The sequence below is a fragment of the Mycobacterium tilburgii genome, assembly GCF_902168065.1.
GTDB classification, from domain to species: Bacteria; Actinomycetota; Actinomycetes; order Mycobacteriales; family Mycobacteriaceae; genus Mycobacterium; species Mycobacterium tilburgii.
Genome location: NZ_LR655691.1, coordinates 52,191 through 64,905, shown reverse-complemented (window position 1 = coordinate 64,905; position 12,715 = coordinate 52,191). Strand labels below are relative to the sequence as shown.

The window sequence follows — 12,715 nt, the reverse complement described above, 5'->3', positions numbered from 1 at the left end:
CTAGCCGACCATGGCAGTCGTACCCATTCGGATCGTGGGCGATCCCGTCTTGCACACCGCGACGACACCCGTCCACGTCGATGCTGACGGGTCGCTGCCAGCCGACATCGTTGGACTGATCGCCGACATGTACGAGACGATGGACGCCGCCCACGGCATCGGTCTGGCCGCCAATCAAATCGGATTCGGGTTACGACTGTTCGTCTACGACTGCCCCGACGATCGTGGCACAAACGAGCGCCGCGGCGTGGTCATCAATCCGATCCTGGAAACCTCCGAGATCCCGGAGACCATGCCTGACCCCGGTGACGACGACGAGGGTTGTCTGTCCGTTCCGGGCGAGTCGTTCCCCACCGGGCGCGCCACCTGGGCCCGGGTCACCGGCCTCGACGCCTACGGTAAACCGATCACCATCGAGGGCACCGGATTGTTCGCCCGGATGTTGCAGCACGAGACCGGCCACCTGGATGGCTTCCTCTACCTAAACCGTCTCATCGGCCGGCATGCGCGCGCCGCCAAGCGGGCGGTCAAGTCCCACGGCTGGGGCGTGCCCGGCCTGTCCTGGAAACCCGGCGACGGACCGGATCCGTTCGGTCACTGATGGTCTCGTGGCCGGACCTCGGAACCCGGGTTACGGTGCGCTACCGGCGTCCCGCCGGATCGGTCTCGCCGCTGACGGACGCGGTCGGCCACCTGCTGGCGGTCGGTGCGGGTGCGGACGAAGACCGGCACCGTGGTCGAGTTCGCGGCCGACGACGCGGTGGCGCTGCGGGTGCTGACCGATACGCCGATCCGCACCTCAGCGATCCGCGCGCTCGAGCACGCCGCCGCGACAGCCCGCGCCGGCGGTGAACGCGCCTGGATCGACGGCTAGTTGCTGCGGGCCACAGACCAAGCCAGTCCCGACCGGCAATTCGGCGTTGCCCCTTGATATTTCGGCCCGGCTCAGCGCGGTGCCCGCGATCGTGGATTGGTACGAGCAACGGGGCGTGATTCCGTGGCTGGCCATCCCCGACCGGTTGCTGGCGGTGCCACCGCGAGCGGTGGCCGTATCGGCCGAGCCGGGTGCTGGTGCGGGACCTGCACCACCGACCTCGAGCTACGCCTCGCCGGACGACGGGGATCGCGCGACAGTGACCGACGCGCCGGACGGCACCCGGTGGGTAGGGATTTCCGTGCCGGGCGGTACCGACGGTGCCGACGAGGAGTCGGCGGCGCGGCGGTACGAGGCGGTACTGGCCGCCGGGGTGCAGCTCGGCGCCACGCGCGGCTATCTCGTCGTCACCGAGAACGACGCCGTCGCAGCCGGCTTGGCGCATCGTCTGGCTTTCCGCCTGCACCATGACCGCCGCTACTTCGACGCCCGACAGGGCGGCTGGGATACGGTCTAGCCATGCCCGACGGCACGGTTGATGGCGGCGACTCACGGCGTCCGGATTCACGGCGGGTGCGACTGGCGACCTGGAACGTGAACTCCATTCGCAGTAGTGTCGACCGCGTCATCGACTGGCTCGGTCGCGCCGATGTCGACGTGATCGCCATGCAGGAGACGAAGTGCTCCGACGGTCAATTCCCGGCCCTGCCGTTCCTGGAGGCGGGCTACGAGGTCGCCCACGTCGGCCTCCCAATAGGAACGGCGTGGCCATCGCATCTCGGGTCGGCCTGGACAACGTGGAGATCGGATTCGACGGCCAGCCCACCTGGAGCAGCAAGCCGGACGTAGAGGCCATGGCCGAGGCCCGGGCATTGGCGGCCACCCGCGGCGGGGTCCGGGTGTGGAGCCTGTACGTGCCCAACGGTCGCACACTGGCCGATCCGCATTACACATACAAGCTGAATTGGCTTACCGCCCTGCGGTATACTGCGGCCGAATGGTTACGCGACGATCCGTCCACGCAGATCACGTTGGTCGGCGACTGGAACATCGCCCCTACTGATGAAGACGTGTGGAGCACCGAATTCTTTGTCGGCGCCACGCACGTTTCCGAACCCGAACGAAATGCCTTCAACGCCATCGTCGACGCGCAATTCACCGATGTAGTCCGGCCTTTCACCCCCAGCCCGGGTGTCTACACGTATTGGGATTACACCCAACTGCGATTCCAGAAAAAGCAAGGCATGCGCATCGACTTCATCCTCGCCTCACCAGCGCTGGCCGGGCCGGGTAGTGGACACGCAGATCGTGCGAGAAGAGCGCAAGGGAAAGGCGCCCAGCGATCACGCGCCGGTGTTTGTCAATCTGACACCTGAGTAAAGCGACAGCCGCGCATTGTCTGCGCGTTCCGAACGTGGCAGCATTTCGCGTGTTATAAGCGTGAACAATTTGTTGTCACAGCCTTTACTTACCATTCGGCGGGTATACATGTTGCTACGCGTTTGCAACGAATGCGACCGAAGAACCAGGGAGTCATCATGGGTGTCGTCGGCGGTGCAGTCCGCAGCGTGGGAAGAACAGTCAATCGCGCGGCAGAAGCCACCACCGCCGCCGCGGGCGCCGTCGGGGGCGCGGCAGTCAACGGAATTGTCGGTGGCGTCACCGGAGCCGCGGAAGGCATCAAACGCGGCATCAACTCGGGCAGTCATTCCACGCCGGCGGCCGCGCTGGCCATCGGCGCGCTCGGGCTGACCGGGCTGGTCGAATGGCCGGTGCTGTTGGCCGTCGGCGGCGGTGCACTGGTGTTGCGCCGGTTGAACCGGAGGGACGAAGCCACGCCGAAGGCCAGTCTCACCCGAGTGCCCAGCGAGCCGGTCCCGCAAAAGGTCACCCCGCGCATATCCGCCGCCAAGTCGCCGGCAAAGAAGGCGACCGGACGTCGGGCGGGCGCCACCAACTTACGCAGCACCAACTGATTGGGAACGGGCCGGAACGGACCCAGAACGGGTTATGCCGTCGCGTGCTGCGGCCGGCCGGACCGCTTTGATCCGTGTACCGAGGGATCGGGGCACAACTGCCCGTGCGGCCGCGAGGCGCCCGGCCCGAGAACCGGGGGAGGCCTGCGGTGCCTGCGATCCGGCTCGACGATCTCCACGATCTGCCCGCCACAGCAACGCATAGAGTTCGAACAACGGCACACTCAGCACCGAAACGAGTGATGCGACGATCGGATCGGCCAGGATTTCGGTTGTCGACTTGGTCGCCATAGCTCCGACAGTGACCAAACTCACCCGGAGGGTTGGCAAACCCTTCGTTACTGAAAGGCAAATGATGGCGGAAAAGAAAACTCGCTGCGCGACGTCGCAACGCGACGCGGTGCAGAAAATCCGCGAAGGCGAAACGTTCGTCGTGAAGCTGCCGTTGGTCGGTCAGACCGAGATCCCGCGCCCCGAACAGCTGGCCTACTACGGCGGTCTGGCCGCGCTGGCCGCGTTCGAACTGATCGACTGGCCGGTCGCGCTGGTCATCGCGGCGGGGCACCTGCTGGCCAGCAATCACCACAACAAGCTGCTCGAGAAGCTCGGCGAGGCGATGGAAGAAGCCTAGCTGGTCTTGGGGGCCGGGCTCGGGGCCCGTTTCGGCGCGGATCCGCTCATGGACCGTGAGCAGCAGTTGGTCGAACCGGCCCTGGATAGGCGCCGACAACGGTGGCATAGCGCTGACCTAGTCGACCAGTTGTTTGGCCAGAGTGCGTAGTTTGACGTTGGTCTCCTGCGAGCGCCACTGCAACACCCGGAATGCCTGATCGGGGCCGACCCGGTAGACGGCCATCAACACACCCTTAGCCTGCTCGATGACCGCGCGGTTCTCGAACAGATCGGGCAGCGCATCGTCGAGGACTTCCGGCTGGTTCTCGTCGAATGTGCTCGTCAGGTCGATGTAGTAGCCCGCAGTCCCCAGCACCGCGCCCGCATCGTCGAGCATACGATCGGCCACGACAATCGCCTCGTGCACGCCGCCCGTGGTGTCGACGAAGCGGTGACGGCTGGAAAACGACTCCCCGGAATGCAGAACGACTCCCCAGAATGCAGGGCGTGGTGCGGCAGATCGCGAACGTGCTCCCGGTCCTCGGGGTGCTTGTGTAGACAACATCGGTTGTGTCGTCTGGCGTCACCGTGCCCGGCTCGCAGCCGTGCATTCGCGCAACCTCGTAGGACCACTCCCAGCGTTCACCGTCGAACCAGAACCGGAAACTGCCGACATTGAGGTACGGGAGCGCGGCCTCCGCGCCCTCGGCGCCCGTTTGTTTGGGCTGCTGCACGGGCTCATCATTCCACCCCCACGAATTCATCGGACGGCGACGCACCCGTCGGGAAAGCGTCTCCGCCCCGCGGCGCCCGGCAGGTTTTCGTAATCTAGATCGCTCTGGTGGTCCCCGTGCGGCGCAATCCGTGCGCGGTCAGGGTAACGTCGGTGCGGGCAATCCAGCCACACCAAAAGTAAACAGGCGCGGGAGCGCACGCTGAGTGTGCTGAGAGGACGGCTTGGGGCCGTCGACCGTACGAACCTGACCGGGTAATGCCGGCGTAGGGAGATGAAAGATGACCGACACCTTGTCACCCACCACTGCACCGTCCGTGACCACCGGACCGATCGCGGGCAGCAGTAAGGCCTACCGCACGGTCGAGGGACCCGGCGGCGTCACCCTGCGTGTTCCGCTGCGCAGAGTGCACCTCGCCACAGGCGAGGATTTCGACCTGTACGACACCTCGGGTCCGTACACCGATCCAGACGCCACCATCGACCTGTCGGCCGGGCTGCCGCCGCGTGCCAGGTTGGTCCGCGACCGCGGCACGCAGCTGCAACGCGCCCGCGCCGGTGAAATCACCGCTGAGATGGCGTTCATCGCCGCTAGGGAAGGGAGGCCCGCCGAGTTGGTGCGCGACGAGGTCGCCCGTGGGCGCGCGGTCATCCCGGCCAACCACAACCACCCCGAGATCGAGCCGATGATCATCGGCAAGGCGTTCGCGACCAAGGTCAACGCGAACATCGGGAACTCGGCGGTGACGTCGTCGATCGCCGAAGAGGTCGACAAGATGGTGTGGGCCACCCGGTGGGGCGCCGACACCATCATGGACCTGTCCACCGGCAAGAACATCCACGAGACGCGCGAGTGGATCCTGCGCAATTCGCCGGTGCCGGTCGGCACCGTGCCGATCTACCAGGCGCTGGAGAAGACCGAGGGCGACCCGACCGAACTGACCTGGGAGCTCTACCGCGACACCGTGATCAAGCAGTGCGAGCAGGGTGTGGACTACATGACCGTGCACGCCGGTGTGCTGCTGCGTTATGTGCCGCTGACCGCCAAGCGCGTCACCGGCATCGTCTCGCGCGGCGGTTCGATCATGGCCGCGTGGTGCCTGGCTCATCACCAGGAATCGTTCCTGTACACCAACTTTGACGAGCTCTGCGAGATCTTCGCCCGCTACGACGTCACCTTCTCGCTGGGCGACGGGCTGCGGCCCGGCTCGATCGCCGACGCGAATGACGCCGCGCAGTTCGCCGAACTGCGCACCCTGGGTGAGCTGACCAAGATCGCGAAATCCCATGGCGTGCAGGTGATGATCGAAGGCCCCGGACACGTTCCGATGCACAAGATCGTGGAGAACGTGCGGTTGGAAGAGGAATGGTGCGAGGAAGCGCCGTTCTACACGCTGGGCCCGCTGGCCACCGACATCGCGCCGGCCTACGACCACATCACCTCGGCGATCGGCGCGGCCATCATCGCCCAGGCCGGCACAGCGATGCTCTGCTACGTGACACCCAAGGAGCACCTGGGGCTGCCGGACCGCAAGGATGTCAAGGACGGGGTGATCGCCTACAAGATCGCCGCGCACGCGGGAGATCTGGCCAAGGGCCACCCACACGCCCAGGATCGCGACAACGCGCTGTCCCAGGCGCGCTTCGAGTTTCGCTGGAATGACCAGTTCGCGCTGTCACTGGATCCCGACACCGCGCGGGAATACCACGACGAGACGCTGCCGGCCGAACCCGCCAAGACGGCGCACTTCTGCTCGATGTGCGGGCCGAAGTTCTGCTCCATGCGCATCACCCAGGATGTTCGCGACTACGCCGCCAAGCACGGGCTCGGCAGCGAGGAAGCGATCGAGGCGGCGATGTCGGAGGGCATGGCGGAGAAGTCTCGCGAGTTCGCCGAGCACGGCAACCGGGTGTATCTACCGCTGGCGCAGTGACCTTTTCGCCTCCGGTGCTGCCCGTGCCGCCGCCGGGCAGCACGCCGGCGCGGGTGCTCTCGATCGCCGGATCGGACTCCGGGGGCGGTGCGGGCATACAAGCCGACATGCGCACGATCGCGATGCTGGGCCTGCACGCCTGCATCGCGATCACCGCGGTGACGGCGCAGAACACGCTGGGCGTCAAGGGCTTTCATGAGGTTCCCGACGACGTCGTGGCGAGCCAGATCGAGGCCGTGGTCACCGACATCGGTGTCCAGGCCGCCAAGACGGGGATGCTGGCATCGCCCCGCATCATCGACACCGTGGCCGCCACCTGGCGCCGCCTCGGGTTGACGGTGCCGCTGGTCGTCGACCCGGTCGCCGCGTCGATGCACGGCGGTGCACTGATGGCACCAGCGGCTCTCGATTCGCTGCGCGGCCAGCTCTTTCCGTTGGCCACGCTGGTGACCCCGAACCTCGACGAGGTGCGACTGCTGGTCGGTATCGACGTGGTGGATGCCAACTCGCAGCGCGCGGCCGCGAAGGCGCTTCACGCGCTGGGACCGCAGTGGGTCCTGGTGAAGGGTGGCCACCTGCGTTCGTCGGAACGCAGCTGCGACTTGCTGTACGGGCCTTCCGAAGGCGCCGACTTCCACGAGTTCGTCGCGAAGCGGATAGCCACCGGCAACGACCACGGCGGCGGTGACACGCTGGCCGCCGCGGCCGCCTGCACGCTGGCATACGGGTTCACCGTGCCTGACGGCGTCGGGTTCGCCAAGCGCTGGGTCACCGAATGCCTGCGCGCCGGCTACCCACTCGGAGCGGGTCACGGGCCCGTCTCTCCACTGTTCCGGCTCGCATGAATCTCGACACGATCGCGGGCATCGCGCACCCACCCGACGAGGTGGCGCGCGGTGTCGTCGTGCTGACTCACGGCGCCGGAGGCGATCGGGATTCTCCACTGCTACAACAGATTTGCGACGAGTGGGCCCGCCGTGGCTGGCTGGCGATCCGGTACAACCTGCCTTACCGGCGGCGCCGCCCCAAAGGCCCCCCGTCAGGTTCGGCGACCACCGACCGCGCGGGCATCGTCGAGGCGATCACCGTCTGCCTCGGCCTGGCCGACCGCCCGCTAATCGCGGGCGGGCACTCCTACGGAGGCCAGCAGACCTCCATGGTGGTGGCCGAAACGAACTCACCGCACATCGACGTCCTGACGCTGTTCTCCTATCCGGTGCACCCGCCGGGGAAGCCGGAGCGGCTGCGCACCGAACACCTGCCCGACATCCGGGTGCCGACCGTGTTCACCCACGGCACCTCGGATCCATTCGGTACACCCGTCGAGGTGCGCGATGCTGCGGCGCTGATCGCGGCGCCGACCGAAGTCATCGAAATCACCGGCGCGCGACACGATTTGCGTTCCAGCACCCTCGATGTACCCGCGCTCGCGGTTGACGCGGCGCTGCGGATGTTGGGGTAGCCGTCACGACCCCGGCAGCATGCACGAGGTGGGGAGCAGCAACACCACGGGCCACAACACGATCACCTCGCCAAGGGCGGCCATGTTCGCGCCGGCCGGCACCATCTTGCTCCACTCCGCCTCGAGCTCGTGCAGCCGTTCGGGATGGATCGCGGCCCAGACGCCGCCGCGATGTAGGGCACGGCAAGCCACAGCGCGATCTCCAGCAGCGCGCCGACGGTCACCCCGCGCTACAGAATACGTCGTAACGGCTCCATGACCCGCCTCGCATCTTCACCCGGCGACTACAGCAGCGGTTCGCGTCGCTCGACCCGGCGCTCGGACATCCCGCCAGCAGTACATGGCTTCCCCCTTGGTACAGGAACGGGGGAATGAATCGGTTCACGAAAGCGACCAAAAAGAACAACCGTTCAAAGCGCCGCTGCTCGACCTCGGTCCAAGTGAGGCCCAGCGCGTCGCGGAAGACCGGCGCCAGAAAACCGACCGTGAGAAAGCGTAGCAGGGGTCGAACGGCAGCCGAAGCAGCGGATTGACCATCTTCAAGCCGACCAGACCGAGCAGATTGAAGTTCAGGTACATCGCGATGTCGTTGAGCTGCTCGTCGTTCAGACCGAACACGTAATCCAGCACCCCGTTGAGGCCATCCTCGTCGGCTCCCCAGAACACGAACCACACCGCGTTGTTCACCGGCGCCAGTGGGCCGACCTGTAACGCGGTTTCCAACACGGCGGCCACGCCGGATCCGTTGTCGTTGATGCCTGGTCCGGTGCACGGTCCGTCCAGATGGGCGCCGACCATGATGACGTCTTTCGTCGAGCCGGTCTTGGTCTGCGCCAGAACGTTTCGTGTGGTCACGTTGATGTTCTCGGCGTCGAGCACCAGGCGTACCGATGCGGTGGTGCGGGCCAGCGCGTTGCCGCCGTAACTACCGACCACGGCCACGGGCATCGTCAGGGGTTGAAACAAGTTCGGCGGGGCACCCTGACCGCTGGGCGCGCTCACCACGATCAGCGCCGCCACGCCCCTGGCCTTCGCGCTGTTCTGCTTGTCGACCACCGAGCACCGAGCGTCGTCGACGACGGCGATCGCCCCTGCGGGCAGCGTCGCCGGATAATCGCCCACAGCGTAACCCTACGGTTGCCCAGGACGCACCGGTGGGCCGGTCAGACCGTCGCGCGGCGTCCGGACCAGCAGCGAGGCCTGGTCCACCGAATAGGTGCTGCCGGCGATTGTCAGCGACGGCTTGCCCGGTGACACGGCGTACAGCCGGTAGCACTAGGGCGTGGCGACGTCGAAGCTTTTGTCCCGCAAGGCTTTTTCCACATACTCGACGCTGGCGTCATAGCCCGGTGTCCCCTGTCCATCGAGGTTCAGCGATTCGACGTGTTGCGGGAAGTAGCCGGGGATGCCAACCGCTCGGGTGCCGTTATTGGCGTTCGCGATGTCTTGCAGCTTCGTCAGATGCACCATCATGGCGTCGGCGGTGACCTTGTTGTGCAGCGCCCCGGCGAATTCCGCCGCCGCGGGTTACTGGCCGGCTGCGAGTTCGCCGACCGATGGAAGCAGCCGCTCAGCGTCGCGGCGAGGGCGACCGCGGCAAGGATCGCCGCCAACGCTCGGGATTTGTTCACCATCGCGTCTAAGGTTAGACGTTTCAGACATACAGCCCGCTAAATGGGGCAAACGAAATGTTGCGCACCACAAACCAAACCATGACCAACGACAGCACCACCGCGGCTGACCAGCGCTGGTGCTGCCAGCTTCGGATGTGCCGGCCCTTGACTTGACCGTAGGTCCACACCGCATACGCCCACACCAACAGCACGACCGCCGCCAGACCCAACGCATTGAACCTGGCGGCGGCCATCAGGTTGCCGTGCAGCAGCGAATACAGCATTCGCAGACTGCCGCAGCCTGGGCAGTCGATGCCGAGCAGCGCCTTGGTGGGGCATACCGGCAGGGGCCCACCCGGCGTGGTCGGGTCGCCCAGCCAGGTCGCGGCGCACACCAACGTGGCGGACGCGGCGACCACCAGCGGGGCGCCGAGTTTAACCGCAACATGTCCCTGGCGCATGACCGCGAGCGTAGCCCGCTTTTCAGCGCATCGCGGCCAGGGTAGTAGATGTCGAGGTGTCAACGGTCAGGGCGATGATTCCCAGAACGATGGCGTAGAGGACGGCGCTAACGAACACGGCGATGAGCGACCACTTCACCCACTCCTTGGCGGCATCGGCGGCCGCCTGCGCCTCGCCTTACTGGCCCTGTGCTCACAACCCGCTCACCAACGGATTGTATTGACCGACCGACGCACGATCCTACGGTCGCGCGGAATGGGTTACCTAGCCACGGTGGCGCGAGGGGCGGCGGCCCCCACGGTCGGGATCGGCCGCCCCCGTGGCGGCCGATCCCGACACCGGCAATGCGGCGGAGAACACACTGGCCAGCGTGCTCTCGAAAGGGTATGGGCTGAACAACTGCACCACCCAGCCGGTTCCCCGCGGTGCACTGGCCTACCTGGTGCGGGACGAGCCCCGACCTGACCGAGCCGATCCTGGCCAAGTACTTACTGTTCGGCGACGACGGTCCCACGAGCTCGTTTAATGCACTCATCGGCGGCGACACCCTGAGCAACTGCGGGGACAAGCCCGCGCCCACGCTCTGACATCAGGGCAGCTCGACCACGACCGCGGGATCAATTGCGTGGAGGACCTTTCAGAACCACGCCGAGATCATTTGGGCCAACACCGGCAAGAACATGCTGTGGGCGTGATCCGCACCGCCGGGGCCGATGTGCCCGCGCTGTACCAAATCGTGGCGAAATAACGGCTGACCCACACCAAATGATGCCGATGTAAATGGTATTCGGCGGAATGGGTTGCGTCCGGGGGTTTATCCCTACGATCATTCTCACAACACGAATATCGTCAGCGCGGCCCGCTGAGCGGTTGAACTATTTTCAGGAGTTGACGATGCCTTACCTCACTTCCACTCTGCGAGTCGCGACCGTAACCGCCTTCACTGCAGGTTTTGCTGCATCGGTGCCGCCACCGCTACGGTGGATACCACCGGCAGTTCATCCGATGTCAATACATTGGCCAGCGCTGTGGGCTGGACGTTTGCGCCCAGAACCGCTTCGGGATCCGTCCGGCGCCCTGGGTCAGATGACCGGCGGTGACGGCGGCCGCCATCGCGGCGGCCATGGCAGGCGGATCGGCGGCGCGGGTCACGGCGCTGGCCAAGAGCACGGCGTCGCAACCCAATTCCATCGCCAGCGCGGCGTCACTGGCGGTGCCGATGCCGGCGTCGAGTACCACCGGGATCCCGGCCCGCGCCACGATCATCTCGATGTTGTGCGGATTGTTGATCCCCAAGCCGGTTCCGATCGGCGAGCCCAGCGGCATCACCGCCGCGCAGCCGGTGTCCTCGAGCCGGCGGGCCAGCACCGGGTCGTCGTTGGTGTAGGGCAACACGGTGAAGCCGTCGTCGACCAATTGCTCTGCCGCCCGGACTAACTCGACCGCGTCGGGCAGCAAGGTACGCTCGTCGGCGATTACCTCGAGTTTGACCCAGTTGGTGTCGAGGGCATCGCGCGCCAGCTGGGCGGTGAGCACCGCTTCGGCGGCGCTGCGGCACCCCGCGGTGTTGGGCAGCGGGGTGATGTTGAGCCGGTTGAGCAGGTCGAGCAGACCGGTGCCCCCGTCGGCGTCGACGCGGCGCATCGCGACCGTGGTCAGCTCGGTGCCCGAGGCGACCAGCGCCGCCTCCAGCACCGCCAGGTTCGTCGCTCCCCCGGTCCCCATGATCAGTCGCGACGCGAAGCTGCGGTCCGCGATCGTCAATTTGGAATCAGCCACCCTGCACCGCCGTCACTATCTCAACCCGAGCACCATCGGAAAGTGTTGTCGTCCAGCTAGATCGGGGAAGCACCGCGTCGTCCACCGCCACCGCGATGCCCCGTTCCGGAAAGCCCATCGATTGCAGCAAACCGGCGACCGTGGTCTGCCCGTCGATCTCGACCGCCTGCTCGTTGACCATGACGATCATGAGCGCGCCCCGACCGGAGCAAGTTCGCCGACGATCTGTTCCGCTGTCCACGGCGCCAGCAGGAAACCCGACCGGCCGTGCCCGGCCGCCACCAGCGTGCGCTTGTCCAGGCGGCCTACCAGCGGCAGATTATCCGGCGTCATCGGGCGCAGCCCGGCCGCGCATTCGGCCAGTTCGTACTCACCTAGCGCCGGCAGCACCGCGCACGCGTCGTCGAGTAGGTCGCGTACGCCGGACACCACCGGGGCGGTGTCGCGGCCGTGCTCATACTGCGTCGCGCCGACCACCACCCCGTCCGGGCGCGGCACCACGTAGACCTGGCGTCCGTGCACGCGGGCGCGAACAACCCTGCGCAGCAACGGCATACACCCCTTGCGCCAGCGCAGTCGCAGCACCTCACCCTTGACCGGGTGCACCGCCAGGCCGGGCCACAACGTCGGTGCGTCGATACCGTTGGCGATCACCACCGCGTCACCCTCCACCCGCGACAGGTCCTCGGCCGGCGGCGCCCACGTGACGCCACGACGTTCGCAGTCCGCCTCCAGCGCATCCACCACGGCGCGGTTGCCCACGGCCATCTCGGTGGGCGCCCGAAAACCGTGTCGGATACCTTGCGCCAGCAGGGGTTCGACGTCACGCGCCGCCGACTCCCAGATGACCAGATGGCCCTGGGCCTCCAGCCACTCCGCGACCGTGCGCAGATCGGCGACGTCGGCCCGGTCCACGGCCACCACCAGCGACTCCCGCGCGGTGATCACACCCGGCGGCAACCCATCCAGGTAACCGCCCTCGTGCCACAGCCGCAGCGAGTCAAGGCCCAATCGCAGCAGGTGCTCCTCGCCCGGCCAGCCCTCGCTGTGCGGCGCCAGCATGCCCCCGGCGACCCAGGACGCGCCCCGCACGTCGGTGCGGTGCACCCGCACCGACCAGCCGGCCTGAACCGCTCGACGCGCCACGGACAGCCCAATGACACCGCCGCCAATGACGGCCAGCGTCTGTTTGCTTGAAATCATCCCCAGCTCCCTTCGCCGGCATGATCCGGATCAGGTGTGACGGTAAGGGCAGGTCCGGTGGCTCTGG

At 66.6% G+C, this 12,715-nt stretch carries 13 protein-coding genes, 4 pseudogenes and 1 riboswitch; of the genes and pseudogenes, 9 read left to right on the top strand and 8 right to left on the bottom strand.

Annotation, left to right across the window (positions count from 1 at the left end):
- Positions 1-10 precede the first annotated feature (10 nt).
- The 5 genes and pseudogenes from FQ389_RS02200 (at position 11) to FQ389_RS02225 (ending at position 3,481) form a co-directional block, all read left to right on the top strand.
- On the top strand, positions 11-601 hold the full coding sequence (locus FQ389_RS02200) for a peptide deformylase (RefSeq protein ID WP_144205952.1): 591 nt from the start codon (positions 11-13) through the stop codon (positions 599-601).
- Positions 601-1,391, top strand: a pseudogene (locus tag FQ389_RS02205) (GNAT family N-acetyltransferase, cg3035/Rv0428c family). Before FQ389_RS02200 ends, FQ389_RS02205 begins: the two are co-directional and overlap by 1 nt.
- A 56-nt stretch (positions 1,392-1,447) precedes the next feature.
- Positions 1,448-2,254, top strand: a pseudogene (locus FQ389_RS02210) (exodeoxyribonuclease III).
- A gap of 158 nt (positions 2,255-2,412) precedes the next feature.
- Positions 2,413-2,850, top strand: a complete 438-nt coding sequence (locus FQ389_RS02215) for a hypothetical protein (protein ID WP_144205962.1) — start codon at positions 2,413-2,415, stop codon at positions 2,848-2,850.
- A 355-nt stretch (positions 2,851-3,205) separates the two neighbouring features.
- A complete protein-coding gene (locus FQ389_RS02225) occupies positions 3,206-3,481 on the top strand; it encodes a hypothetical protein (RefSeq protein WP_144205951.1) in 276 nt (91 codons plus the stop codon).
- A gap of 30 nt (positions 3,482-3,511) precedes the next feature.
- Here the strand turns inward: FQ389_RS02225 and FQ389_RS02230 are convergent.
- Positions 3,512-4,226 (bottom strand): annotated as a pseudogene (locus FQ389_RS02230) (ANTAR domain-containing protein); the annotation flags it as partial.
- A 148-nt stretch (positions 4,227-4,374) separates the two neighbouring features.
- Positions 4,375-4,485: riboswitch (TPP riboswitch) on the top strand.
- Here FQ389_RS02230 and thiC point away from each other — a divergent pair.
- From thiC to FQ389_RS02245, 3 genes are all read left to right on the top strand, one after another.
- Entirely contained in the window at positions 4,477-6,129 is a 1,653-nt protein-coding gene (gene thiC / locus FQ389_RS02235) for a phosphomethylpyrimidine synthase ThiC (RefSeq protein WP_407662723.1), read from the top strand. It overlaps the preceding riboswitch by 9 nt.
- Positions 6,126-6,974 carry a bifunctional hydroxymethylpyrimidine kinase/phosphomethylpyrimidine kinase gene (thiD, locus tag FQ389_RS02240; RefSeq protein ID WP_144205950.1) on the top strand — a complete coding sequence of 283 codons (849 nt, stop codon included), beginning with the start codon at positions 6,126-6,128 and terminating at the stop codon, positions 6,972-6,974. Before thiC ends, thiD begins: the two co-directional genes overlap by 4 nt.
- Entirely contained in the window at positions 6,971-7,591 is a 621-nt protein-coding gene (locus FQ389_RS02245) for an alpha/beta hydrolase family protein (protein WP_144205949.1), read from the top strand. The genes thiD and FQ389_RS02245 overlap by 4 nt, the downstream gene beginning before the upstream one ends.
- Positions 7,592-7,594: 3 nt before the next feature.
- On the opposite strand, the gene FQ389_RS02250 is transcribed toward FQ389_RS02245, so the two are convergent.
- From FQ389_RS02250 to FQ389_RS02260, 4 genes and pseudogenes are all read right to left on the bottom strand, one after another.
- Positions 7,595-7,783, bottom strand: a complete 189-nt coding sequence (locus FQ389_RS02250; protein WP_144205948.1) for a hypothetical protein — start codon at positions 7,781-7,783, stop codon at positions 7,595-7,597.
- 28 nt (positions 7,784-7,811) lie between these two features.
- The gene (locus FQ389_RS21890; protein ID WP_407662725.1) at positions 7,812-8,252 is read right to left on the bottom strand and encodes an oxygenase MpaB family protein; all 441 of its coding nucleotides are present in this window, start codon (positions 8,250-8,252) and stop codon (positions 7,812-7,814) included.
- Positions 8,144-9,225 (bottom strand): annotated as a pseudogene (locus FQ389_RS02255) (M28 family peptidase); the annotation flags it as partial. The pseudogene FQ389_RS02255 and the gene FQ389_RS21890, both read right to left, overlap by 109 nt.
- A gap of 20 nt (positions 9,226-9,245) precedes the next feature.
- The gene (locus FQ389_RS02260; protein ID WP_144205947.1) at positions 9,246-9,665 is read right to left on the bottom strand and encodes a DUF2752 domain-containing protein; all 420 of its coding nucleotides are present in this window, start codon (positions 9,663-9,665) and stop codon (positions 9,246-9,248) included.
- A 426-nt stretch (positions 9,666-10,091) separates the two neighbouring features.
- On the opposite strand from FQ389_RS02260, the gene FQ389_RS17645 reads away from it, so the two are divergent.
- Positions 10,092-10,253 (top strand): hypothetical protein, encoded by a 162-nt coding sequence (locus tag FQ389_RS17645; protein ID WP_186296234.1) that lies wholly within the window; start codon positions 10,092-10,094, stop codon positions 10,251-10,253.
- A 421-nt stretch (positions 10,254-10,674) separates the two neighbouring features.
- On the opposite strand, the gene thiG is transcribed toward FQ389_RS17645, so the two are convergent.
- From thiG to thiO, 3 genes are read right to left on the bottom strand one after another with little or no spacing between them, the layout of a single operon-like run.
- On the bottom strand, positions 10,675-11,445 hold the full coding sequence (gene thiG, locus FQ389_RS02265) for a thiazole synthase (RefSeq protein WP_144205946.1): 771 nt from the start codon (positions 11,443-11,445) through the stop codon (positions 10,675-10,677).
- Positions 11,438-11,635: a sulfur carrier protein ThiS gene (thiS, locus tag FQ389_RS02270; protein WP_144205945.1), complete on the bottom strand. Its 198-nt coding sequence runs from the start codon at positions 11,633-11,635 to the stop codon at positions 11,438-11,440. Before thiS ends, thiG begins: the two co-directional genes overlap by 8 nt.
- Positions 11,632-12,648, bottom strand: a complete 1,017-nt coding sequence (gene thiO, locus FQ389_RS02275; protein WP_144205944.1) for a glycine oxidase ThiO — start codon at positions 12,646-12,648, stop codon at positions 11,632-11,634. The genes thiS and thiO overlap by 4 nt, the downstream gene beginning before the upstream one ends.
- Positions 12,649-12,715: the final 67 nt, after the last annotated feature.

What these genes read in the sequence shown, in the direction of transcription:
- FQ389_RS02200 (WP_144205952.1), top strand. Translation starts at nt 11, where the DNA reads ATGGCAGTCGTACCCATTCGGATCGTGGGCGATCCCGTCTTGCACACC.
- FQ389_RS02215 (WP_144205962.1), top strand. Translation starts at nt 2,413, where the DNA reads ATGGGTGTCGTCGGCGGTGCAGTCCGCAGCGTGGGAAGAACAGTCAAT.
- FQ389_RS02225 (WP_144205951.1), top strand. Translation starts at nt 3,206, where the DNA reads ATGGCGGAAAAGAAAACTCGCTGCGCGACGTCGCAACGCGACGCGGTG.
- thiC (WP_407662723.1), top strand. Translation starts at nt 4,477, where the DNA reads ATGACCGACACCTTGTCACCCACCACTGCACCGTCCGTGACCACCGGA.
- FQ389_RS02245 (WP_144205949.1), top strand. Translation starts at nt 6,971, where the DNA reads ATGAATCTCGACACGATCGCGGGCATCGCGCACCCACCCGACGAGGTG.
- FQ389_RS02260 (WP_144205947.1), bottom strand. Translation starts at nt 9,665, where the DNA reads ATGCGCCAGGGACATGTTGCGGTTAAACTCGGCGCCCCGCTGGTGGTC.
- thiS (WP_144205945.1), bottom strand. Translation starts at nt 11,635, where the DNA reads ATGATCGTCATGGTCAACGAGCAGGCGGTCGAGATCGACGGGCAGACC.
- thiO (WP_144205944.1), bottom strand. Translation starts at nt 12,648, where the DNA reads ATGATTTCAAGCAAACAGACGCTGGCCGTCATTGGCGGCGGTGTCATT.